At 41.5% G+C, this 22,588-nt stretch carries 24 protein-coding genes and 1 pseudogene; 8 read left to right on the forward strand and 17 right to left on the reverse strand.

What is annotated here, in order from left to right; all coding sequences use genetic code 11:
* Positions 1–52 precede the first annotated feature (52 nt).
* Positions 53–1,057 (reverse strand): glycosyltransferase family 2 protein, encoded by a 1,005-nt coding sequence (locus tag LRS05_RS08935; RefSeq protein WP_257868006.1) that lies wholly within the window; start codon positions 1,055–1,057, stop codon positions 53–55.
* Positions 1,054–1,500 (reverse strand): type I restriction enzyme HsdR N-terminal domain-containing protein, encoded by a 447-nt coding sequence (locus LRS05_RS08940; protein ID WP_257868007.1) that lies wholly within the window; start codon positions 1,498–1,500, stop codon positions 1,054–1,056. Before LRS05_RS08940 ends, LRS05_RS08935 begins: the two co-directional genes overlap by 4 nt.
* A gap of 49 nt (positions 1,501–1,549) precedes the next feature.
* Between LRS05_RS08940 and holA the strand changes: the two genes are divergently transcribed.
* From holA to LRS05_RS08965, 5 genes are all read left to right on the forward strand, one after another.
* The gene (holA, locus tag LRS05_RS08945; RefSeq protein ID WP_257868008.1) at positions 1,550–2,554 is read left to right on the forward strand and encodes a DNA polymerase III subunit delta; all 1,005 of its coding nucleotides are present in this window, start codon (positions 1,550–1,552) and stop codon (positions 2,552–2,554) included.
* A gap of 47 nt (positions 2,555–2,601) precedes the next feature.
* Positions 2,602–2,784 carry a CAL67264 family membrane protein gene (locus LRS05_RS08950; RefSeq protein WP_257868009.1) on the forward strand — a complete coding sequence of 61 codons (183 nt, stop codon included), beginning with the start codon at positions 2,602–2,604 and terminating at the stop codon, positions 2,782–2,784.
* Positions 2,785–2,860: 76 nt separating this feature from the next.
* Entirely contained in the window at positions 2,861–4,555 is a 1,695-nt protein-coding gene (ettA, locus tag LRS05_RS08955) for an energy-dependent translational throttle protein EttA (RefSeq protein ID WP_257868010.1), read from the forward strand.
* Between the two features lie 184 nt (positions 4,556–4,739).
* Positions 4,740–6,077: a BspA family leucine-rich repeat surface protein gene (locus LRS05_RS08960; protein WP_257868011.1), complete on the forward strand. Its 1,338-nt coding sequence runs from the start codon at positions 4,740–4,742 to the stop codon at positions 6,075–6,077.
* Positions 6,078–6,138: 61 nt separating this feature from the next.
* The gene (locus tag LRS05_RS08965; RefSeq protein WP_257868012.1) at positions 6,139–6,558 is read left to right on the forward strand and encodes a T9SS type A sorting domain-containing protein; all 420 of its coding nucleotides are present in this window, start codon (positions 6,139–6,141) and stop codon (positions 6,556–6,558) included.
* 44 nt (positions 6,559–6,602) lie between these two features.
* Here LRS05_RS08965 and LRS05_RS08970 read toward each other — a convergent pair whose 3' ends face one another.
* Entirely contained in the window at positions 6,603–7,106 is a 504-nt protein-coding gene (locus LRS05_RS08970) for a hypothetical protein (protein WP_257868013.1), read from the reverse strand.
* A 93-nt stretch (positions 7,107–7,199) separates the two neighbouring features.
* On the reverse strand, positions 7,200–8,006 hold the full coding sequence (locus LRS05_RS08975) for a hypothetical protein (protein ID WP_257868014.1): 807 nt from the start codon (positions 8,004–8,006) through the stop codon (positions 7,200–7,202).
* 119 nt (positions 8,007–8,125) lie between these two features.
* Here LRS05_RS08975 and aroC point away from each other — a divergent pair, with 119 nt between their 5' ends.
* Positions 8,126–9,193, forward strand: coding sequence for a chorismate synthase (gene aroC / locus LRS05_RS08980; protein ID WP_257868015.1), 1,068 nt, complete (start codon positions 8,126–8,128; stop codon positions 9,191–9,193).
* A gap of 162 nt (positions 9,194–9,355) precedes the next feature.
* Complete coding sequence (locus tag LRS05_RS08985; RefSeq protein ID WP_257868016.1) at positions 9,356–10,912, forward strand: T9SS type A sorting domain-containing protein; 1,557 nt, start codon at positions 9,356–9,358, stop codon at positions 10,910–10,912.
* Positions 10,913–10,971: 59 nt separating this feature from the next.
* On the opposite strand, the gene LRS05_RS08990 is transcribed toward LRS05_RS08985, so the two are convergent.
* Together LRS05_RS08990 and LRS05_RS08995 are read right to left on the reverse strand one after the other, a co-directional pair.
* The gene (locus tag LRS05_RS08990; RefSeq protein WP_257868017.1) at positions 10,972–11,385 is read right to left on the reverse strand and encodes a thiol-disulfide oxidoreductase DCC family protein; all 414 of its coding nucleotides are present in this window, start codon (positions 11,383–11,385) and stop codon (positions 10,972–10,974) included.
* A gap of 2 nt (positions 11,386–11,387) precedes the next feature.
* The gene (locus LRS05_RS08995) at positions 11,388–13,562 is read right to left on the reverse strand and encodes a DNA mismatch repair protein MutS (RefSeq protein WP_257868018.1); all 2,175 of its coding nucleotides are present in this window, start codon (positions 13,560–13,562) and stop codon (positions 11,388–11,390) included.
* A gap of 130 nt (positions 13,563–13,692) precedes the next feature.
* On the opposite strand from LRS05_RS08995, the gene ung reads away from it, so the two are divergent.
* A complete protein-coding gene (gene ung, locus LRS05_RS09000) occupies positions 13,693–14,358 on the forward strand; it encodes a uracil-DNA glycosylase (protein WP_257868019.1) in 666 nt (221 codons plus the stop codon).
* Positions 14,359–14,517: 159 nt separating this feature from the next.
* On the opposite strand, the gene LRS05_RS09005 is transcribed toward ung, so the two are convergent.
* The 11 genes and pseudogenes from LRS05_RS09005 to LRS05_RS09050 form a co-directional block, all read right to left on the reverse strand.
* Positions 14,518–15,450: a transglutaminase family protein gene (locus LRS05_RS09005; protein ID WP_257868020.1), complete on the reverse strand. Its 933-nt coding sequence runs from the start codon at positions 15,448–15,450 to the stop codon at positions 14,518–14,520.
* Positions 15,451–15,467: 17 nt separating this feature from the next.
* Positions 15,468–16,313: a substrate-binding domain-containing protein gene (locus LRS05_RS09010; RefSeq protein ID WP_257868021.1), complete on the reverse strand. Its 846-nt coding sequence runs from the start codon at positions 16,311–16,313 to the stop codon at positions 15,468–15,470.
* 1 nt (position 16,314) lies between these two features.
* Complete coding sequence (locus tag LRS05_RS09015; protein WP_257868022.1) at positions 16,315–17,184, reverse strand: nucleoside phosphorylase; 870 nt, start codon at positions 17,182–17,184, stop codon at positions 16,315–16,317.
* A 111-nt stretch (positions 17,185–17,295) separates the two neighbouring features.
* Positions 17,296–17,646 (reverse strand): translation initiation factor, encoded by a 351-nt coding sequence (locus LRS05_RS09020; RefSeq protein WP_257868023.1) that lies wholly within the window; start codon positions 17,644–17,646, stop codon positions 17,296–17,298.
* A 129-nt stretch (positions 17,647–17,775) separates the two neighbouring features.
* Entirely contained in the window at positions 17,776–18,156 is a 381-nt protein-coding gene (locus LRS05_RS09025) for a GxxExxY protein (protein ID WP_257868024.1), read from the reverse strand.
* A 127-nt stretch (positions 18,157–18,283) separates the two neighbouring features.
* A complete protein-coding gene (locus LRS05_RS09030) occupies positions 18,284–19,234 on the reverse strand; it encodes an isopenicillin N synthase family oxygenase (RefSeq protein WP_257868025.1) in 951 nt (316 codons plus the stop codon).
* A gap of 171 nt (positions 19,235–19,405) precedes the next feature.
* Entirely contained in the window at positions 19,406–20,518 is a 1,113-nt protein-coding gene (locus LRS05_RS09035; RefSeq protein WP_374707789.1) for a PIN-like domain-containing protein, read from the reverse strand.
* Positions 20,458–20,784 (reverse strand): PIN-like domain-containing protein, encoded by a 327-nt coding sequence (locus LRS05_RS17635; RefSeq protein WP_374707766.1) that lies wholly within the window; start codon positions 20,782–20,784, stop codon positions 20,458–20,460. Before LRS05_RS17635 ends, LRS05_RS09035 begins: the two co-directional genes overlap by 61 nt.
* Positions 20,785–20,905: 121 nt before the next feature.
* A complete protein-coding gene (locus LRS05_RS09040; protein WP_257868026.1) occupies positions 20,906–21,214 on the reverse strand; it encodes a hypothetical protein in 309 nt (102 codons plus the stop codon).
* Between the two features lie 65 nt (positions 21,215–21,279).
* Positions 21,280–21,591 carry a hypothetical protein gene (locus LRS05_RS09045; protein WP_257868027.1) on the reverse strand — a complete coding sequence of 104 codons (312 nt, stop codon included), beginning with the start codon at positions 21,589–21,591 and terminating at the stop codon, positions 21,280–21,282.
* 63 nt (positions 21,592–21,654) lie between these two features.
* A pseudogene (locus tag LRS05_RS09050) lies at positions 21,655–22,415 on the reverse strand (SDR family oxidoreductase).
* Positions 22,416–22,588 lie beyond the last annotated feature (173 nt).

A 22,588-nucleotide genomic window follows, 5' to 3' on the forward strand; every position in this document is an offset into this window, starting at 1 on the left:
TTTGAATTTTAACAAAATTAGTAATTAAAGTATATATAGTAACGCAATAGTCTTATAAACTATTGTTAAAACCGGAATCAAAAATCCTGCCACCTTTCAGAAAATACTTATAAACGATGCTGTTAGTCTTGTAGTAATTTTTGTATTTTTTTGATTTTCTTTTGTTTAGGAATTTGAACTGTAGCGAATAAAATGAAAAATGTGCTTTTAAAATTGCAAAGCAATGCGCAAATTTCCCTTGGAATATAAAGTGTATACCTGCAACACCATCTAAACACAGGCGCGCGAAGATGATTGGGAAGACCATTTCGCGGGGCAGGTTTTTAAGCATTGAAAGCAGCGAATTCCTGAAATTAAGGAATGTTTTTCTTGGATTTGTATTTTGCAGCGTAGCCCCGCCCACATGATAGATTACGGATTTGTAGCAGTACTTCGCCTTATAATTAAGGTTGAAAGCCCTCCAGCAAAGGTCTATCTCTTCCTGGTGGGCAAAAAAATCTTCATCAAAGCCGCCAAGTTCGCGGTACACATCTTTCCTTATGAATAAACATGCTCCGGACGCCCAGAAAATCTCGCTGTTGTCATCATACTGCCCGCGGTCTTCTTCCAGCGTGTTGAAAATGCGGCCCCGGCAAAACGGGTATCCAAGCCTGTCTATAAACCCGCCCGCAGCACCGGCATATTCAAAATAAGATTTGTTTTTGTAATCAAGTATCTTAGGCTGAATAATAGCCGTTTCAGTATCAGATTCAAATAGTTCTAAAACAGGGTTAAGCCAGCCTTCGGTAACTTCAACATCGCTGTTTACAAGCGCGTAAATATCTTCTTCAACTTCACGCAGGGCATCGTTATATCCTTTGGCATAACCGTAATTGCCTGTGTTTTGAATGATCTTTACCTGTGGGTAAGCGTCCCTGACAAATGCCATAGAGTCATCGGTTGAGGCATTATCTGCCACATATATTGTTGCTTCCTGTGAGTAGGCCGTAACCGATGGTAAAAACTTTTCCAGCAATCCCTTCCCGTTCCAGTTTAATATTACAACCGCTATGCTCATTTTGTGTATTCAGGTATATCGGGCAAAAACTGATATTGTTCCTGCTCATTGTCAATGCGGCAAAAGTAGTGATTAATGCCGTTGGTCACCATCATGTTCTGTGCCTTCAGCTGCATATTGTAGCGCGCAATCTGGTCAAAAGTATTTTGTGAAATTGTAACCTCCGGCGCCTTGCACTCTACAAGTAAAAAGATGCCTCCATCAGGCTGATATACAACCACATCATAGCGCTTAACTAAACCGTTCATCCTAATGATTTTTTCAACATTTACATGGCTTACAGGGTACTTTTTGTCAACGGTAAGAAAACGTACCACATGCTGTCGCACCCATTCTTCAGGCGTAAGGATGATAAACTTTTTACGCGTCTCACAAAAAATAGCAATTTTGTTTTCACTATTTTTGAAACGGAAAGTATAGTCAGGGAAGTTAAGCTTCTGCATCGGCGCAAATGTACTGCTTTTCGCTAACAGCACAAATCACGATAACAGGGTGGACGAGGTTATAAAGATTGTAAACGATATAAAAGCGGGCAATATAAAGCCCATTTATTTCCTGATGGGGGAAGAGCCCTATTATATTGATAAGCTCACGGAATATATTGAAGAAAATATACTTTCTGAAGATGAGAAAGGCTTCAACCAGATGGTGCTTTATGGTAAAGATGTATCTATAGAAGATGTCATCTCAAACGCTAAGCGCTACCCCATGATGGCCGATAAGCAAGTGGTAATCGTGAAGGAAGCACAGGAACTGTCGCGCACTATTGACAAACTGGAATATTACGCCGAAAACCCACAGCCTACCACAGTTTTGGTTTTTGCTTATAAATACAAAACCCTTGATAAACGTAAAAAAGTAACCAAAGTGCTTGAAAAGGCTGGAGTAGTGTTTGAAAGCAAAAAGCTGTATGAGAATCAGGTAGCCGACTGGATTAAGCGCATACTTGCCGGTAAGAAATATGGCATTGAACCAAAGGCCGCTGCTATGCTGGTGGAGTTTTTGGGTAACGACCTGAGTAAAGTGAATAATGAGCTTGAAAAGCTTACAATTATACTACCAGAAGGCAGCACCATCACACCAAAAGACATCGAGGAAAATATCGGTATCAGTAAAGATTACAATGTGTTTGAATTCCGGAAAGCCATAGGGGAGCGCGACCAGCTGAAGGCTTATCGTATAGCTGACTATTTTGCACAGAACCCCAAAGACAATCCGCTGGTTATGACAACAGGGCTTGTGTTTGGCTTTTTCTCACAGCTGCTGCAATACCACGGACTTAAAGATAAATCGCAGGCGAATGTGGGTAAAGCGTTGCGTATCAATCCCTATTTCGTGAAAGATTATGATATTGCCGCGCGAAATTACCCAATGAAAAAAGTGAGCGCCATTGTAGCTGCCCTGCGTGATGTTGACGTGAAAAGTAAAGGCGTTGGCGCCAACAATATACCTACGGCAGATTTGCTTAAAGAGATGCTGGTAAAGATTTTTAATTAAGCGGTATTATCACGATATTTGCAGCCTTCTTAAACAGACATGAACTAATGGGGATGAATAAAAACACAATACTTGGCTGGGCTACTTTTATAATGATAATAATGGGGCTGCTGCTGATAGGCCTGGGCGTTTACCGCTATGCCGATGTTGCCGGATGGGGATTTTCAGCCGTGGGCGTTGGCTTTTTTGCCATAGCATGGGTATTTAGCTCGCTTAAAGGGCGGGTTTAATTATATATGTTACTATTTTGCAGGCTTAGAAACCTGAAACTTTAAACTTGAAACAAAAACTACAAACTTATTAAGTATGTCAGACGATAAGAAAGTTATATTTTCAATGTCGCGGGTAAACAAAACTTACCAGGGCGGCAACAAACAGGTACTTAAAGACATCTACCTTAGTTTCTTTTACGGAGCAAAAATCGGTATACTCGGTTTAAATGGCTCGGGTAAATCTACACTATTAAAAATTATCGCAGGCGTAGATAAAAGCTACCAGGGTGATGTGGTTTTCTCGCCGGGCTATACCGTAGGTTACCTTGAGCAGGAGCCTCAGCTTGACGAAAACAAAACTGTTATTGAAATTGTTCGTGAAGGTGTGGCGGAAACAGTAGCGCTTCTTGAAGAATTCAATAAGATAAATGACAGTTTTGGTGACCCTGAAGTATATGAAGATGCCGATAAGATGCAGAAGCTGATGGACCGCCAGGGCGAGCTACAGGATAAAATTGACGCAGCGGGCGCATGGGAGCTTGACACTAAGCTTGAAATTGCGATGGATGCACTGCGCACTCCGGATGCCGACACACCTATTAAAGTACTTTCGGGTGGTGAGAAAAGGCGTGTGGCGCTTTGCCGATTACTACTGCAACAGCCAGACGTGTTACTTCTTGATGAACCTACCAACCACCTTGATGCAGAAAGCGTGCTTTGGCTCGAGCAGCACCTTGCGCAATATGCAGGTACGGTGATTGCCGTAACGCACGACCGCTATTTCCTTGACAATGTAGCCGGCTGGATACTGGAACTTGACAGGGGAGAGGGTATCCCATGGAAAGGGAACTACTCATCATGGCTTGACCAGAAATCTAAGCGTATGGAGCAGGAAGAGAAAGTGGCAAGCAAGCGCAGGAAAACCCTTGAGCGTGAGCTTGACTGGGTACGCCAGGGAGCGAAAGGCCGCCAGACTAAGCAGAAAGCGCGTTTACAAAACTACGACAGGTTATTGAACGAGGACCAGAAAGAGCTTGAAGAAAAACTGGAACTGTACATCCCGAACGGGCCGAGGCTTGGTACAAACGTAATTGAAGCACAGGGTGTAGCTAAAGCCTTTGGTGATAAATTATTATATGAAAACCTGAACTTTACACTGCCACAGGCGGGTATTGTAGGGATTATTGGGCCTAACGGTGCAGGTAAAACTACCATCTTCCGTATGATAATGGGCGAGGAACAGCCAGATAAGGGTGAGTTTAAAGTGGGTGAGACCGTGAAGATTGCATACGTTGACCAATCTCATGCCAATATTGACCCTGAGAAAACGATATGGGAAAACTTTGCTGACGGGCAGGAACTTATAATGATGGGTGGCCGCCAGGTAAATTCACGCGCTTACCTTAGCCGTTTCAATTTCAGCGGAAGTGACCAGAATAAAAAAGTAGGCACGCTCTCAGGCGGGGAGCGCAACAGGCTGCACCTTGCCATAACGTTGAAAGAAGAAGGTAACGTACTGCTTCTGGATGAGCCTACCAACGACCTTGATATTAACACGTTGCGTGCGCTTGAAGAAGGGTTGGAAAACTTTGCAGGCTGTGCGGTAATAATATCACACGACAGGTGGTTCCTTGACAGGGTTTGTACACACATCCTTGCCTTTGAAGGAAACTCTGAAGTGTATGCATTTGAAGGCAGTTTCTCTGAATACGAGGAAAACCGCCGTAAGCGCCTTGGCGGAGACCTTACACCGAAGCGTATCAAATACAAAAAGTTAGTTCGCAACTAAGAATAAAAAGCCCTTCAGAAATGAAGGGCTTTTTATTCTTAGTTTAATCTTATTTATTGTAGAATGTTAATTTTTATCATAAACTTGCAAAAAAAGCTCATGACGAAATTCTACACTTTCCTTTCACTTTTTTTTTATCACTTATGTTTGCGTTGCGCAACAACCATTTATAACTACATGGGAAGTGCAGGGGAATAGCCTCAACATTGATTTTCCAGTTGGTAATTGGACTGCGCCGCTTACAACTTATACGATAGATTTTGGTGACGGAACTGTAATTCCCAATCAAATAGGTACTGCCTTTCACACTTATAGCTCACCTGGTATATATACTGTTACCGTTTCAGGCAATATTGATTATGTCTCAATTGGAGTTTCCAGCACCAGCGAAAAATTCAGAACTGTAGAGCAGTGGGGCAGTGCACAATGGGTACACTTTAGTTACGGGTTTGCTAATTGTCCACACGTTGTGTTTAATGCTACAGACGTACCCAATTTATTGAATACAGTGAGTATGGATAATATGTTCAGAGGATCTACGAACTTTAACAGCCCAATCGGACACTGGGATGTTTCGGCAATTACAAATATGAGTTATATGTTCTTTGGAGCAAATTCATTTGATCAACCCTTAAACAATTGGGCGACGGAAAATGTAACAGATATGAGGGCTATGTTTTATGCCGCAACTTCATTCAATCAACCTATTGACACATGGGACACATCTTCTGTAACAAACATATCAAATATGTTTCATGGTTGCGCCTACAATCATCCCCTGCCGTGGGACGTTTCTCAGGTTACAGATATGAACAGCATGTTTGAATACAGCGCATTTAATCAACCGATTGACAATTGGGACGTGTCTTCGGTAACCACTATGGAGGAAATGTTTTATGGAGCTGATTATAATCAACCTTTAAATAATTGGGATGTAAGTTCCGTAACAAATTTTAAAGCGATGTTTCGCTTCTCAGAGTTTAATTTCTTCATACATGAATGGGATGTATCGTCGGTAACCACTATGGAGGAGATGTTTGTCGGAAGTGAGTTTAATCAGCCGTTAAACAGTTGGGATGTATCTTCCGTGACCAATATGAGGTATATGTTTAGTGATTCAAAGTTCAATCAGCCAATTTCTGACTGGGATGTTTCAGCGGTTACAAATATGATAAGAATGTTTATGAATAGCAAATTTAATCAGCCGCTTGACGAATGGGATGTGTCTAATGTTCAAAGTATGGCAGGAATGTTTGAAAGATCGATATATAATCAACCGCTTAACAACTGGGACGTATCGTCAGTGCAATCAATGTGGTATATGTTTCATGCGGCAGAATTTAATCAGCCTATAAACCAATGGGATGTAACCAGTGTAACAACAATGGAAAATATGTTTAAATATAATGTTGTATTTAACCAACCGCTCAATGATTGGAACATTTCCGGAGTTTTAGATATGCAGGGAATGTTTTTAGGGGCAACCCTGTTTAACCAGGGACCTGTCATCGTGGAACTATAATCCTTCAGTCAAGCTTAGTCTCTTTTCTTTAGAAAATACTGGTTTTTTAAGCCACAGTGGTATGAATGTTTCAAATTATGATTCACTTTTGTCTAAGTTTGTACAATTGGGCCTTCAAAGTAAGAGGTTTACAGCTACTACCCTAAAGTACTGTAATGTTGCAGCAAGAGCGGCGTTGGTACAGGCAGGATGGATAATTGCAGGCGATAGCCTCTCAGCTAACTGCGTAGCAGGCACTGATAGTTTTGAGAATACTACTTTATCATTATACCCTAACCCTGTAAAAGATATACTAAATGTAAAGTTAAAAGATAACGTAGTGGTAAAAGGAGGCAAAATTCTTGATACTAATGGAAGGAATGTTTTGTCTTTCGAGGGTTTGCCTGACAATTTAGATTTATCAGGTCTTTTGTCAGGATTTTATTTTATCTCACTTGAAACTACAAACGGAAATCAATTTGCCAAGTTTATAAAAGAATAAATATAAAAAAACCCGCCACGGCGGGTTTTTTTATATTTATCTTGTTAGAATCTGAACCTCACACCAAGCGCAATGTCCGGGCCAAAGTTTTCATCACGGAAATCATCTCCAAAATAAAGTTCCGGCCTGAAGTCAAGCGATAACTGAAGCGGGAAAGGGAAGTTGTACTCAATACCTATATCACCCGCTACAAAAGCAAATGTACCGCTGTCGTCATGACGATCATCCCAAACAGGGTGGTCGCGGTGGTCATACTCCCATGTGCCCAATCCGCCGCCTACACCGGCATACCAGTTAAATCCGCCATCAATATTCCATACCCATTGGTAAAGTGCCGCCAGTTTCACAGCATCATAATGACGTGAATCTCTCCATCCAAGGTCAAATTCAAGCCTGTTATTTGTATCAAGCCATCTCTGGTAAGAAACCTCACCGCCAAAACCATCGTTATCGCCAAGACGAAGTCCTATGGCATTTTTCTTGTCCTGTGCTTCTGCGCTGAATGCCACTGCAACGAGCATAAAAGCTGATAAAAGTAGTCTCTTCATAATTGTTTTGTTAGATATTTCATACAAATATAAATCCCCGCTTTGAGCGGGGATAGTACATTATGCAATCTTTAACACCAACAAAAATTAATGTTAATTTACATTATAGCTACTCAATATCTCTTCCTGATGGTCATTAAATGATGTGGGAACAGGTAGTGGCAAGTTCTGTGCAAATGGTGATAAATTATAATTGATATCTGTCTCTACATGCACCACGCCAATTTCCTTTGCATAATATTGTGTAGATACCACAGCATTTTGAGCCGGCATTATTGTAACACTAGACTGAACTCCACCTATTGTCACCGGAGACGATATAGTAAGATTTAGTACAGTCTCAACCTTCTTTACATCATTATAGGTATGTGTGCCGGCAGTATGCGTAGCAAGGCTGCCTTTTGCAGTTGTTGTCAGCACATAATTTATCTGCAAGTCATAGCCTTCAATAGTCTGGTTTATGGTGCCGCTTGTAGTGCCGAGCATTTGCCCGCTCACAGCATTTTCTTTAAAAATTACAAAGTCCGTTACGTTTATATTAAGAGGCACACCTTCGGCAAAAGCAAATTGTGTTTGCCCGGTTACTAAAAGCTTATCGCCTTCCTGCCTTACACCGCTGTTGTAAAGGCTGCTTGAATAAAACCCCATTGGGGCTTCCTGAGTGAGGAATTTATCATATACCTTCCCGTTGATTGTTTCTGTACCGGAAATATATAAATGATCCTGGCCGGCCGGCGCTGTCTCGCTTTCAACATTATAAACCCAGTAGTTGCCTTCCTGCAAGGGCAGAAAGTCAGCCGTAGGTGTATTGTTTTCATTAGGATTTGCAGCGCTGTCGTCGCTTGAACATGACATGAAGAATAAAGCTACTGCCGCAAACGGAATGATAATCTTTTTCATTTTGGTTTAGTTTAGCAGGCTAATATACTTATTTTTAGAGAATACGATTATTTATTGAATAAGAATACTGCTATTAAAATTAATATACAGAACATGTATCTTTGTTTAAAACAATAAATATGTCGGGTAATACTTTCGGAACCATTTACAAGCTTACAACTTTTGGGGAATCACACGGCGAAGCCATCGGTGGAGTGATAGACGGCTGCCCTGCCGGCCTTGAAGTTGATTTTGAGGCAATACAGCATGAGCTCGACAGGCGCAGGCCGGGACAATCAGCCATTGTCACGCAGCGGAAAGAAAGTGATACGGTACAGTTTCTTTCAGGGATTTTTGAAGCAAAGACTACAGGCACACCAATTGGGTTTATAATACCAAATGAAGACCATAAATCTGCAGATTATAACCATATTAAAGATGTGTACCGCCCCAGCCATGCCGACTATACTTACGATAAAAAGTATGGCATACGCGATTACCGCGGAGGTGGGCGCAGCTCTGCCCGCGAAACGGCCTGCAGGGTTGTAGCGGGGGCAATTGCAAAGCAGCTGTTGCCTGATATTAGCATCAATGCTTTTGTGTCTTCTGTAGGAGATATATTTATTGATAAACCCTATCAGGCTCTTGACTTAAGTGTTACTGACAGTAATGATGTACGATGCCCTGACAGCGCAACCGCAGAAAAAATGGAAACATATATTAAGGAGATACGTAAGGCGGGAGATACTGTAGGCGGTACGATTACCTGTGTTATAAAAGGTGTACCGGCAGGATGGGGCGAGCCTGTATTTGATAAGCTGCATGCGGAACTTGGTAAAGCCATGCTATCAATTAATGCTGTAAAAGGCTTTGAATTTGGAAGCGGATTTTGCGGCTCAAGGATGAAAGGCAGTGAGCACAATGATCTTTTTAATTCAGACGGCACTACAAAATCAAACCTTTCGGGTGGTATACAGGGCGGCATAAGCAACGGAATGGATATTTATTTCAGGGTGGCGTTTAAGCCGGTTGCAACTATTATACAGCAACAGAAAACAATTAATAATGCTGCTGAAGAAGTAATAATGAAGGGCAGGGGCAGGCATGATGCTTGCGTTGTGCCTCGTGCAGTACCAATTGTTGAAGCTATGGCGGCAATAGTTTTGGCTGATTTTCAGCTTCGTAACAAGAGCGCTAAATATATTTGATTTAAAATATTGATATTTTTTGTAACATATTTAATTTTCTGATTACTATTATAGAAACAATTCATCATTCTGCTTTAAAAAATAAACGATTTTGCAGGTTATGTGATTGTTATCATTTATTTTTTTATTACATTTGGCAATCAATTAAAAAAAACTTTCATTATGAAAAAACTTTTACTCTTAGGGGCCATGGTGTTAGGGTCTCTTTTTACAGCACATGCACAGGTAGGTTCTACATGTGCAACGCCGGCTACTGTTACTAACACTACAAGTAATCCTATTACGGCACCAAATATGACCGGTACATACGTTCCTTATTGCCTTGCCAGTAATACCAATATTAAAGCGAGGTGGTACAAATATGACGCTACTGCAAATGGTGAAGTAACGATCTCAAGTGACCTGGCTGCCAATAACGGTACAACTTACACAAATGATACCAGGGTTTCTGTTATTGAAACAAATAACTGCAGTACTACTACATTTACATGTATCGCTACCGCTGACGACGTATCGGCAACAAACTTCAAAACTACTTTAACATTCCCTGTACAAGCTGGTAAAACCTACCATATTCAGTGGGATAGCTACTGGAATGGTACCAGTACACTGGGATTCCAATGGACATTTGCATTTAACGCAGTATCTTGTGTAAGGCCTGGCCAAAATAGTGTTTACCTTCCTGGTGATTATACAACGACCAGCGCTGTACTTGCATGGAATAATGCTATTGGCAGCCCTTCAAGCTATGATATAGACTGGAGTACAAATATTACTGCTGCTGCCGGCACTGGTACAATAGTGCCTATAACTGCTGCTACTGCTACACCATATACTCTTGGAGAAATTACAGGTTTACCGGCTTCAGCAAACTTCAGGTATTACATCAGGTCTAACTGCGGCTTTACTCAAAGTGGCTGGCAGGGCCCATATTATGGTTATCTTCCTAAAGTTGGAAGCTTTAATCATAACTTCAACACTGCAGCAGACCCTGAAGACGGATTTATCGGAGATTTCGCTTTATTCTACCCACCTTCAACCAGTACACTTCTTAGCTATACTGACGGAAGTACAGGTGGATCAGTTTATAGCTTCAATGACGACACTGCTTCAGATGAGTGGAGCTTCTCAAGAGGTATTTATTTAAGCGAAGGGCAAGTTGTAAGCATTAAGTATAAAACTCGTTTATATGTTTCACCTCCGCAAAGTGGTCCTACACCGGCTCCAGCTCCAATGTCTTTAAGGGTTACTGCAGGTTTAGATCAAATTGCTGCATCTCAAACTCAGGTGCTTCAGGCTATTAACCCAACAGGTACTGCGGATTTCACACAAAACACTACTCCAAACTGGACAGTTCCTGCCAGTGGCGTATATTACTTTGGTTTCCACAATAACTCTGCTGCAAATGCTACAGCTACAGCTATCTTCCTTGATACTATTGAGATTACGGTAACCGGTACTGCCGGTACTAATGATGTACTTGCTTCTACATTTGCTGTATTCCCTAACCCTGCTTCAAACGTTATAACTGTATCTGGTAAAGATGCACTTGTAAATGGCGTTGAGCTTATAGATCTTAACGGCCGTACTGTTAAAGCTCTAAAAGTTAACAATGTATCTGAAGCTCAGATTAACATTTCTGACCTTTCTGCTGGTGTTTACATGATGAACATATCTTCAGATAAAGGAATGACAACAAAGAAAATTGTTAAGCAATAATATAATTGTCTTGATATAAAAAAGCCCTTGCATTTGCAAGGGCTTTTTGTTTTTATATATTACAGAAATTTAGCTTTCAATTCCGGTGTAGGTATCATGCACTCATTTTTCTTACCATACCATTTATACCTGTTGCGGGCAACGTAATCATACATTCCGTTGGAAATCCATTCAGGTAAAAAACTGAACCAGCCCACAATACTATACCAACCACCCATTTGTTTGGCTATCTTCATTGCGGCTTCTGCTTTATAATAGTAGGCATGGCCTGGTTCATATAATATTATTGAGTCTGTTTTAGCTGTATCTATACCGATATGATTTATTATTTGCCGGCCAATTTCAGACTGTATGGCGGCAAAACGGAAAACGTCTTTTTTATCATGTTCAATCACACGCTGCACAGTAGCATCACACAGGTTGCATACGCCGTCAAACAGTATTATCTTTTTATCTTTAGGAAGGTTGTCCATAATTATTTCTTTTTAGCCTCTACTAGTTCCAGGGTATCAAGGCTTACTTTAGATGTAAAGATCCCATAATTTACCGTAGCCTTATTTTTCTCAACAGCATCAAGCGTACCTACTGCCTTACCATCAATAAGCCGAACACGGTCACCTACTTTAAGAGGTACTTTCGGTTTGTTCGCTTCTTCTTTTATATCTTTTATTTTCTTCTCTTTCTTTTCCTGGCGAATTTCCTCTACCTTAACTTTAACTTCAGCCATGACTTCTTTTTGAACGGCTTCTTTCTGCTTTTTCTCTTTCGGGGTAGCCTTTTTGCGCTTTGAGTTTTCTATCTCTACCATCTTCAGGAATTCACCGATAAGCTCTTTCTTGTTTTTATTATTAAAGTACTTATCACTCATTTCATCAAGCCGCTGGCCAAGATAAATCAGTTTTTGGTTGGCATCATACAATTCCTGGTAACTTTCCAGTTTCTGTTGTATTTTGCTGTTGATGCTCTCCATCTTTTTACTTTCTTCGCGGGCTTTTACTTCTTCCTCCTTAAGCACCTGCGATGTTTTTTCAAGCTTAGACCGTTCTTTTTGCAAGTTGGCAATAGTCTTATCAAACCGCACTTTACTGCCTTCAATTTTCTTCTTTGCACGGTTTATCAACCCATACGGAATCCCGTTTTTCTGGGCCACTTCAAAGGTAAAAGAGCTACCTGCCTGCCCAAGTATCAATTTATACATCGGCTCAAGCGAACGCTCATCAAATAGCATGTTGGCGTTGGTGGCATGCGGCAGTTCATCAGCCAGTATTTTTAGGTTGGTGTAGTGGGTTGTGATGATACCGAAAGCCTCACGATGGTAAAATTCTTCAAGAAATGTTTCTGCCAGGGCTCCGCCGAGTTCAGGGTCAGACCCCGTACCGAACTCATCTATCAAAAACAAGGTTTTGTCATTACATTTCCGCAAGAAATAGTTCATGTTCTTCAGCCTGTAGCTATAAGTGCTCAGGTGATTTTCTATAGACTGGTTATCGCCAATATCCGTCAGTATCCTGTCAAATAAAAATGTCTCGCTGCGTTCGTGTACGGGTATCAGCAGCCCGCTCTGGAGCATCAGCTGTAATAACCCTATGGTTTTAAGCGTGATACTCTTACCCCCGGCATTAGGCCCTGAAATTACGATGATGCGGTTATCATTCGTCAGTTCAATTGTCTGCGGGTACGTTACTTCGTTCTTGCGCTTGTTGTTCAGGTACAGGATAGGGTGAAATGCTTCACGGAAAAACATTTTTTTCTCTTCAGTAATTGCAGGCAGCAGCCCGTTTATCCTTCGTGCATACTTTGCTTTTGCAGCAACTACATCTATATCCGTTAAAAAATCCTGGTACTGGTAAAGCACAGGAACAAATGGGCGTATGATGTCACTAAGGAGCAGTAATATCTTCTTTATCTCTTCCTTTTCCTCGTACTCGTAATTGTTCAGCTCACGCGAATAACGAAGGGTTGCTTCCGGCTCAATATAAGCGATGCTCCCGGTTTTTGAACTTCCAAGTATTGAGCCCTTTACTTTACGGCGATACATGGCAAGTACAGCCAATACACGGCGGTTCTCCACCACGCTTTCACGGATGTCATCAAGATAGCCCAGGCTTGCATACTGGCTTAGCGCTGATGCAAAGCTTTGGTTTATTTTGCCCTTTACGGCTGCCATCTCGCGGCGTATCTCGCTAAGCTTTAACGAGGCATCATCTTTTACTTCACCATACTTATCAATAACCTTGTCTATATTCTTAATAATTTCCTTACTATACTCTACCTGTTGTGCACGCTGGTTCAGCATAGGGTAGTAGTCATCAAACTTCTCAAGGAATTTGATAAGCGTGTTGGCTGTTTCAGACAATGCGGCCAGTTTCCTGAAGGCAGCAGCGTCAAGGTGGCTGTCTTCAATAGCAAGGAATTTCAGCTCATTGGTTATCGGCTCAAACCCGTGGTTAGGCAGCGCATTATTATTGTCGAAAGACGACACGTATTCTGATGTCTGGCGGAGGGCCTGCATCAGTTCGTCTTTATTTTTAAAAGGTTGTATAGCAAGTGCCTTGTCATGCCCCGGTTCTGTTACGCAGCCTGCGGCAACAGTTTCAAGAACGGTATGGAATTCAAGGTCTTTTAGTGTCTTTTCTGTTATGCTTATCATGCTTAATCTTAGAGCAAATAGTATGCAAATTTACTACATAAAGGTACAGCCTGTAAGTTTGGCAGAAAGTTTACCATTTGTTTGGATGTGAAAAAATTTCCTGATGGTTATATTTGCTTAAAATTATATAATGAAAGTTGATATTGAGGCATCGTGGCAAAACGTTTTGCAGGATGAGTTTGACAAACCTTACTTTGAGTCGCTTATAGAATTTGTGAGGTCTGAATATAAAAAAGGTGAGGTTTATCCTCCGGGAAGAAAGATTTTTTCGGCATTTGACAACTGCCCGTTTGATAAGGTTGAAGTTGTGATACTTGGGCAGGACCCATACCACGGGCCGGGACAGGCACACGGACTGTCATTCTCTGTAAATGATGGGGTACCGCTGCCGCCGTCACTGCAGAATATCTTCAGGGAAATCCAAACAGATTTAGGGAACCCATTCCCGCCTACAGGTAATCTTGAGCGCTGGGCCAAACAGGGCGTGCTGCTGCTGAATGCGGTGCTTACCGTGCGGCGTGGTGAAGCCAACAGCCACCAGGGTAAAGGCTGGGAAACGTTTACTGATGCCGTTATCCAAAAAATATCCGACCAAAAGAAAGACGTAGTGTTTATGCTATGGGGCGGCCCTGCCAAAAAGAAGGGAGGCCGTGTTGATAAGTCTAAGCACCTGGTGCTGGAATCAGGCCACCCGTCTCCATTAAGTGCAAATAAAGGCCATTGGTTCGGCAACAGGCATTTCAGTAAGGCAAATGCTTTTTTAAAGGAAAAAGGGAAAAGGGAGATTGAGTGGTGATTTAGATACAAGCCACAAGCCAAAAGGCATTAGCCAAAAGCCACAAGCCAAAAGTCACAAGCGAAAAGCCAAAAGTTGTAATTGAAATTCCAAAAGACAAATATGAAGTAACAAACTTGAAGCTTAAAATCAACGAATCACCAAATCAACAAATCAACATCAGTTAAATGTCAGCGCACCAAGTATCTCTTCACTCATGAATGGCCCTCCGGGGAAGCTTGCGGTGTAGTCAAGGTTCATCCATACCTGGCCGCGTTCATCTACATGGTAATGCACTTCTTTGCCACGGCTTTCTTCCACAAACAAGACTTCTTTTATTAGGTAGTTGGCTGTTTCAAGGTCGGCCTTAGTACCAATGAGCATTTCAGGGTAAAGATGTCCGCCGGTGTGAATGATTCGGGGTGTCCCGCCCACGGCACGTATGGCAGCTGACATTAATATCGCATGGTCATCGCAGTCGCCCGAAAAGTGCTGTAATGATTCGCTGGCCGATGCTATATATTCCCTGCCTTTTGGGTCATCAACATAGTTCCACCTATTGCGTATTTCCTTAAAAACCGCGAAACACTGTATCATGCGGCGCTGCTCACGGTAGCCCTTTACCTCTTTAAAGTATTTTGTAGTGGCCATTAGCGCAAAATTCCTGACACGCGGGTTGTCATAATTTACGGCATCAATAATTTTACCTTTATTAGGGAAGGGCAGCAGTTTCGACAGGATAATATCCTGCGGGTTTGGGTCATCAGCCATGGTGTATATCATAGAACGGTAATCTTCATACACAGCATTAAACCCATATTTACCCGATAAAGAACCTATCATCAGCACAACAAAGTAGAGCGCCAGGCAAATTATCAATACCGTTTTAAGCATACGCAGAATGAGCTGAATTGCAGCCACCAGAGTAATCAAGATCAGTATCCTGTCAATATGGAAAGGCCATTCCGGGTCAATGATATTTTGGTGGATGATGATAAAGACCGGGACGGCGATAAGGATATTCAGTGCAAAAATGATAACAGAATCCCACGGCTTCTTTACCTGAAGCTTTTCTTTCAGCTTTTTAAGGGTTTCCGTATTCAGTTTTGCCATTATGATGAAGCTACATTTTATCCCGCAGCATTTTCATAGGTTGTTTTTTCGGTGATTATGCCAAGCTCTGCCAGTTGGTCCTGTACTTCATTAAACGTTTGCCTGTCGAGTTTGTTTTGCGACCATTCTGTAATATCCAGCCAGTCGTTTACATCTTCAACATCCAGGTTATAGCGTTGCGCTATGCTGCGGTGAATGCTTGGTATATCCTGGAACTCTTCCGTAGTACGGTTTATGATATCCAAAACCGTTCCAATGGCTTCACTTTCATTTGCTAAAACTTCCTTGCGAACGGCAATCACAAAACATGGCCATGGGGTAGGGCAGTCACCCAACCTGCGGAAGACACCTTTATCAACCACCGGCTTGGTCATGAAATGCTCCCACATAAAATAATCGGCCTCGCCATTGGTCAATGCTTCAATGGCACCATCCATGGTATTTACGATAACGAACTTCATTTTAGACGTATCCCAACCTTGTGCTTTAGCATTAACGATAGCCATAAGGTGTGAACCCGACCCGTACCTGCTTATCGCCACGCGGGCATTTTTAAGGTCATCTAACTTTTTAAACGATGAGCCCGCAGCTACGTGTATGCCCCACAGCAGCGGGGTTTCCACATACACCTGAACTATTTTACTTTCATTCCCGGCAGCGATGTCTTTTACAATGCCTTCTGTTAAAATCACAGCAATGTCCGTTTCACCCTCGCGCAGCATCTGGCACAGCTTGCCCGTCCCCTCCGGAACATCTGTCCATTGCAGGTCAATGCTTTCGTCTTCAAACTCGCCATTTTCAATGCACATCTGCCACGGCATATTGAAATGCTCCGGTACACCGGCTATCTTTATTGTCTTCATATTAGCTGTTTGCTATTTTATCAAGGGTATATTCAATCAGTTTGTTTACAGCTGCATACGGGTCGGAGCTGAAAGTACCACTTGCCCTGTTGGCAATAATAGCGTTCATAGAAAGCGCGTTATGACCAAGCAAAGCCGACAGGCCGTAAATCGCTGCTGTCTCCATCTCAAGGTTGGTAATGCGGTTGCCGTTGTAGCTGAAGTTATCCATCTTGCTGTTCAGTTCCGCATCCTGTAGCGGCAGCCTCAGCACACGCCCCTGCGGGCCGTAAAAGCCTCCTGCCGTGGCTGTGATGCCTTTATGGATGTCTGTACTCTCAATCATCTTTTCCAGCATCTCACTACATTGTACTGCGTAGGGCTGGCCCTTGCGGCTATCCCAATTGGTATGGCTTACAAAGGCTTCCTCCAAAGATGCATCAGTAATATTATCTACCTGATAGGAGCGGAGCATATTGTCAACACCAAGCGCGTATTTGCTCATTACGATGCTGTCTACCGGGATATCTGCCTGCAACGAACCCGATGTACCAATACGGATGATATTAAGCGCTGTGAGGCTTGTTTTGGGTTGACGCGTTTCAAGGTCGATGTTTACCAAGGCATCAAGCTCGTTTATTACTATATCGATATTATCCGGGCCAATGCCTGTTGACAGTACCGTCATACGCTTGCCTTTGTAAATTCCGGTCTGTGTTTTGAATTCCCGCTTTTGGGTAGTGAACTCAATCGAGTCAAAGTGCGCCGTAATCTTTTCCACACGGTCCTGGTCTCCTACGAAAATAATGTCGTGTGCAATGTTTTCAGGCCGTAAGTTTAGGTGGTATATGCTCCCGTCAGGGTTAAGTATAAGTTCAGATGATTGGATCATTATTGGTTAATTCGTTGATTTGTTAATTCGGTATTAGGTCTTGGGCGTTGGGTTTTGAGTTACGTGTGAATGAAGCTTAATTTAAAATTTATAATTCAAAATTTAAAACAGTTATCCTCCAACCCTTTTCACTTTATATCCTTCTTTTGCCAGGTAATCCATGATCTTGTCACGGAAATTTCCCTGTATTATTATCTCGCCATCTTTTGCCGAACCACCCACGCCGCAAAGGGTCTTGAGTGATTTCGCCAGCGCTTTTAGGTCTTCATCGGTACCCTCAAAGCCTTTTATTATGGTTGCGACTTTTCCACCGCGGTTTTTCTTGTCGAGGTGCGCTTCAAGGCGCTGTTCGTTGTTGGGCAGCGTTGCCTGTTGCTCGTCGTTATTGTCAAACTCGAAGTCTTTGTTAGTGGAGAATACAAAGCCGCCGAGGGCGCTTAAGTCGTTTATCTTTTTGCTCATAGTTTTTTGGAACGCGGATGACGCGGATTTAGCAGATTCCGCTGATTTCTTTTAATTTCTATTTACTAATTTGTAATCTTTTCAATGGAGCTCGCCTGCCCAACGGTACAGGTGGGGATGACGCTGATTTTATTTATTTTCATTTTGAAATACCTTCCTGATAAATTCTGCTTTTTTGCCGAAATTAAGTAACAGACCTACTTCACATTCTGTACCTTTTAAATAATTCATTAATTGATGATGGAAATCTTCCGTCAGGTGTTCACAAGCTTTTAGTTCAAGTATGACGGTATCGTTTATAACCATGTCTGCTGTATAATTTCCAACAGGTTGATTCTTATAATAAACCCTTATCTTTTTCTGTGGCTCAACTTTATAACCTAATTCGGTTAATTCCAGAAACAAAGCGTTTTGATAAACACTTTCCAGAAAACCATATCCGAGCTCGTTGTACACATCGTAAAACGCTCTAATAATCTCGCTCGTTAATTCTTTATGCAGTAATTCCATTATATAAAAAAATCCGCGCTATCCCCCAAATCCGCGCCATCCGCGTTCCCTAAAACACCCTGACAACAGAAAACAGAAAAGCATCAGGCTAAAAAACCCAATGCTTTTTCAGGTATAAAATTAAGAATTATTTTTTGATTAGCCCCAAGTCAACCAGCCTCTCATGCAGGAATTCGCCCGCCGTGATATCATCATACAGCTTAGGGTGCTGCTCATCGATGCAGTTCTCAAGGCAGTCCAGCTTCATTTCGCTTACCGGGTGCATAAAGAACGGGATAGAGTAGCGCGATGTGCCCCACAAATCGCGCGGAGGGTTCACCACCTGGTGTATGGTGCTCTTCAGTTTGTTGTTAGTGTGGCGTGAAAGCATGTCGCCCACGTTTATCACAAGCTCGTCCGGTTCGGCTATAGCGTCAATCCATTCGCCGTTGTGGTTCTGCACCTGGAGGCCTTTGCCCTGTGCGCCCATAAGCAGCGTGATCAGGTTGATGTCGCCATGCGCGGCGGCACGTACGGCATCTTTAGGCTCTTCAGTAATAGGCGGGTAGTGGATAGGTCGCAAAATGCTGTTGCCCTCTTTGGCGTACTGGTCAAAATAAAACTCGTCAAGGCCAAGATATAATGCAAGCGCACGAAGCACGTAAATACCTGTTTTCTCAAGCATCTGGTAGGCTTCTTTGCCCACTTTGTTGAACTTCGGCAGCTCTTCAACCTTTACGTTGTCAGGGTATTCGCCTTTGCGTTGTGAACCTTCGTCAAGGTACTGGCCAAAATGCCAGAACTCCTTAAGGTCGCCTGCCTTACGGCCTTTGGCGTGTTCTTTACCAAACGAAACATAGCCACGCTGACCGCCGATGCCGGGTATCTCGTACTTTTCTTTGGTCTCCACCGGCAGGCTGAAGAAGTTTTTCACCTCTCCGTACAGCTCCTCTACCAGGCGGTCATCAAGAAAATGGCCTTTTAATGCTACAAACCCTATATCTTCATAGGCTTTACCGATTTCATTTACAAATTTTTGTTTGCGTTCCGGGTCATCCGAAAGGAAATCACGCAGGTCAACACTTGGAATGTTTTGCATAAAAACGTTGTTTGTTAATAACTTTTACAGGCGCAATGCCTTGTAAATACAAACATAAGGATATTTTTTGAGTGGGCGAGGGGAAAGTTATTCACAGGGGGGGTAATCGTTATCAAACATACCTCGATTACGTCGTGATGTTTCAAAATTATCAGAATGTGATTATCTGATCTAAACTGAAGGAATTACAAATTTATTATCGAAATGCAAATCAATATAAAATACGTCATTAGCTCTAACATAGGAAGTAAACCCATAACCAAACATAAATTGTTGAATCCGCCCGAGTCCAAGTTGTCGTGATGTATTTTGTATCTGAGGTAAATTCATATCAATCGCGTTTTCAAATCTTACTACAGTAAAATCACCTTCATGTCGTAAGTTTACATTCAGTGTAAGGTCAGCAGAAAATCTATCAGCATTATTAAGAATTTCTGTAAGGCAAGAAATGAATTGTGACTGCGGAATTTCAAAGTTATAGTAACGTAACTTTTTATCCATTCGTAAAATCAGTAGATAACGACTAGATAATTCAGTTAATAGGTTTTCCAGATTTACTGATTTGAAAGGTTCAACACGATGTTCTACTGATTCAATGATGTCCTTAGCTTCTGCAATAGATTCATCTCTAATATCAATCTCTAAATTTTCTTTAGAATATTTCATGAAATTATGGCTGTCATACATATGAAAAAGTTTTAAGTCTTCAGCCTCAAAATAAATCTCGTTCAAAAGTTCATATCTTGGCCCTAAAGTTTTACCTCTCCTAATTGTCCACCAGTCTTTTTTATTGTCATCAGTAACAAAAATTACATATTTCAGATTCTCAGCTTTCGTTTTTTGTATAATTTCTTTCCATATTACCAAATCACCATACTGTCTAAGATAGCGTTTATCTTCAAATAAGTAAAAGTTTGGTTTTTCGTTTTCTTTGCTTGCATCCTTATAACCTGGCGGAATTTCATCTTTATATCTTTTTTCACCATCAGAGTAAATGGCTTCTAATTGACTTTTATCGAATGATGTTCCAATTTTTCCGGCGAAAATTTCTAAAATTCTCTGTTGTATGCTGTCATTTTCATTTACATCTAATTGGTTTTCATTAAGCTCCTCCAGTTCACGTAGGAAGGACTTAAGATTGTCCTTTACTGACTTTGTTAAGTCGTCATTTAAAATGCTTTCAGGATTAATTACAGAATGTCTTTTTGAAAGATTTAATTCTTTTATTTTGGATAATAGATTATTATATGCGTGATCAAACTCTTTGATACTATTTTCAACAATATCTTTGACCGAAGAAAAAGTTTTTTTTGCTCACTGATTACACTTAGTCTGTTTTGCGAGAATTCCAAAAAAGATTGGAATGGAAGCCAAATTCGATTATTTATTTTCTCATCACTAAGAATGTTCAGAAAGTCATCTTTTGCAAACTCAGGTAAGCGATAAATGTTCAATAGAGCATTCGTATCAAAAATAATCAAAGCATCACGCCACAAATATTTAAAATCTTCACTTGAGATATTTTGAAATGTTTTAAACGCACGACTCATAAAATAAATTTCCACTAACCTACAAAAAATCTTCTTACAAAAATTATCTTAATTAAAATTTAAATAAAAAAAGCCGCGACTCTCATCACGGCTTGTTCAAAATTATTTACTGCACTTAAAATTAGTGATAATAGTAATACCAGGTACTTTGAAAATTGTTGTCAAAATTCTCTTTGCTGTCTATGTTAATTTCAAATGTATCCCGGCTTAGATAACCAAACTCATTATATGGATCGAGCAAATCGAAATATTTATTTTTCCATTCTTTCCTAACGGTGGACTTTTCATATTGCTTTACCTGCTCTTCAGTATATAAAAAAAAGGTCACTTGTGCGCCCATTCTGGAAATCTCCCAAAGATTATTATCTCGTAAACTTTGTTTTAAATTATCTATTTCTTGTTTAGTGACTTTATTACCAGCTTCTGTCATTGCAACCCGCTTAAATGAACTGTAACAAATAAAAACTGATTTGTTCTTAGATTTAAAAAGTGAAGCTATAAAGCTTGGTTTTGGCTCTCTCTTTTAATCTGCTTGTACTTTTCAGCAATTAGTCTTTGTTTTTCCGGATCATAATTTGTAAACAACCCGTCTACGTGAAAGATTTTTTCCTCATCTTCAGTTTCAAGGCATATTCTCAACCTTTCTGTCTGCCCGTAATTAATTGTATCTTTTATAATGTTTAAGGTTTTTACTTTGAATGTACTATCAATGTAATTTGCCAGCGGGATAAATTCTTCAGGCATAGATGCCTTACCCTGAACTATTTTTTTTGTTGCAATATATTCTTTGCCAGGAGGAATTATCATGGTTGTTGATTATAAAGCAAACATATGAAATCTTTGTAAACATATATTGTTTTCACAAATACCTTACATCAACATCCCGCCCGAGGCTTCAATGCGCTGGCCGTTTATCCAGCGGGCCTCTTCGGTGCAGAGGAACGCCATTATGCCGCCAATATCATCGGGCAGGCCTACGCGGCCCAGGGCTGTCATGCCGGCTACCAAGTCGTTGTACTCTTTGTTGTCACGCACGCGCCCGCCGCCGAAGTCGGTTTCTATCGCGCCGGGAGCCACCACGTTTGCCGCAATGCCACGCCCGCCAAGTTCTTTCGCCAGGTAGCGGGTGAGCACCTCGATGGCACCCTTCATGCTGCCGTATGCCGCCGACCCCGGGAACGAGAACCGCGCCAGCCCCGACGATATGTTGATGATGCGCCCGCCGTCATTGAGGTACGGCAGCGATTTCTGCGTGAGGAAGAACACGCCTTTGTAATGGATGTTCACCATGTCATCAAGCTCTTCCTCGGTGGTTTCGGCAAAAGGTTTGTACAGCGCCGTACCCGCATTATTTACCAGGAAGTCGAAGTTTGTGCTGCCGTTTTCCTTTTGTAGATTCTTCGTCACTTCCGCGATGAAACCGTCAAACTCCTTTATGTTGGCCGTATTCAGCTGAAACGCATAAGCTTTTTGCCCAAGCGATTCAATTTCGGCAACCACTTCGTCAGCGGCTTGTTTGTTGCTGTTGTAGGTCAGCACCACATCAATACCTTTTTGGCGAGGGCTATGCTCATGTTCCTGCCCAGTCCGCGGCTGCCGCCGGTAACCAAAGCTATTTTTGATCTTGTCATGTTGATTGAATTTATTTTCAATCAAAATTACAAGAAGTGACACTTTGGATAATTGCGAACATCAAAGTAAAAGTTGCAAAAATCAAACGGTGATTTCATGCAATTAATCATTTTGAAATTTGACTTTAAAACGCCTTAAATTTCTGTACGCAAATACCTCCTAAAATAATGTT

This window comes from Flavobacterium sp. J372, from assembly GCF_024699965.1.
Taxonomy (GTDB): Bacteria; Bacteroidota; Bacteroidia; order Flavobacteriales; family Flavobacteriaceae; genus Flavobacterium.

Coding starts and splice junctions, on each gene's coding strand:
- LRS05_RS08940 (WP_257868007.1), bottom strand. CDS start 1,500: ATGCAGAAGCTTAACTTCCCTGACTATACTTTCCGTTTCAAAAATAGT.
- LRS05_RS09015 (WP_257868022.1), bottom strand. CDS start 17,184: ATGATCCAATCATCTGAACTTATACTTAACCCTGACGGGAGCATATAC.
- LRS05_RS08985 (WP_257868016.1), top strand. CDS start 9,356: ATGAAAAAACTTTTACTCTTAGGGGCCATGGTGTTAGGGTCTCTTTTT.
- LRS05_RS09025 (WP_257868024.1), bottom strand. CDS start 18,156: ATGGAATTACTGCATAAAGAATTAACGAGCGAGATTATTAGAGCGTTT.
- LRS05_RS08990 (WP_257868017.1), bottom strand. CDS start 11,385: ATGGACAACCTTCCTAAAGATAAAAAGATAATACTGTTTGACGGCGTA.
- LRS05_RS08975 (WP_257868014.1), bottom strand. CDS start 8,006: ATGAAAAAGATTATCATTCCGTTTGCGGCAGTAGCTTTATTCTTCATG.
- ettA (WP_257868010.1), top strand. CDS start 2,861: ATGTCAGACGATAAGAAAGTTATATTTTCAATGTCGCGGGTAAACAAA.
- LRS05_RS09030 (WP_257868025.1), bottom strand. CDS start 19,234: ATGCAAAACATTCCAAGTGTTGACCTGCGTGATTTCCTTTCGGATGAC.
- LRS05_RS17635 (WP_374707766.1), bottom strand. CDS start 20,784: ATGAGTCGTGCGTTTAAAACATTTCAAAATATCTCAAGTGAAGATTTT.
- LRS05_RS09010 (WP_257868021.1), bottom strand. CDS start 16,313: ATGAAGACAATAAAGATAGCCGGTGTACCGGAGCATTTCAATATGCCG.
- LRS05_RS08995 (WP_257868018.1), bottom strand. CDS start 13,562: ATGATAAGCATAACAGAAAAGACACTAAAAGACCTTGAATTCCATACC.
- LRS05_RS09005 (WP_257868020.1), bottom strand. CDS start 15,450: ATGGCAAAACTGAATACGGAAACCCTTAAAAAGCTGAAAGAAAAGCTT.
- LRS05_RS09040 (WP_257868026.1), bottom strand. CDS start 21,214: ATGACAGAAGCTGGTAATAAAGTCACTAAACAAGAAATAGATAATTTA.
- ung (WP_257868019.1), top strand. CDS start 13,693: ATGAAAGTTGATATTGAGGCATCGTGGCAAAACGTTTTGCAGGATGAG.
- LRS05_RS09045 (WP_257868027.1), bottom strand. CDS start 21,591: ATGATAATTCCTCCTGGCAAAGAATATATTGCAACAAAAAAAATAGTT.
- LRS05_RS09020 (WP_257868023.1), bottom strand. CDS start 17,646: ATGAGCAAAAAGATAAACGACTTAAGCGCCCTCGGCGGCTTTGTATTC.
- aroC (WP_257868015.1), top strand. CDS start 8,126: ATGTCGGGTAATACTTTCGGAACCATTTACAAGCTTACAACTTTTGGG.
- LRS05_RS08965 (WP_257868012.1), top strand. CDS start 6,139: ATGAATGTTTCAAATTATGATTCACTTTTGTCTAAGTTTGTACAATTG.
- LRS05_RS08950 (WP_257868009.1), top strand. CDS start 2,602: ATGGGGATGAATAAAAACACAATACTTGGCTGGGCTACTTTTATAATG.
- LRS05_RS08935 (WP_257868006.1), bottom strand. CDS start 1,057: ATGAGCATAGCGGTTGTAATATTAAACTGGAACGGGAAGGGATTGCTG.
- LRS05_RS08970 (WP_257868013.1), bottom strand. CDS start 7,106: ATGAAGAGACTACTTTTATCAGCTTTTATGCTCGTTGCAGTGGCATTC.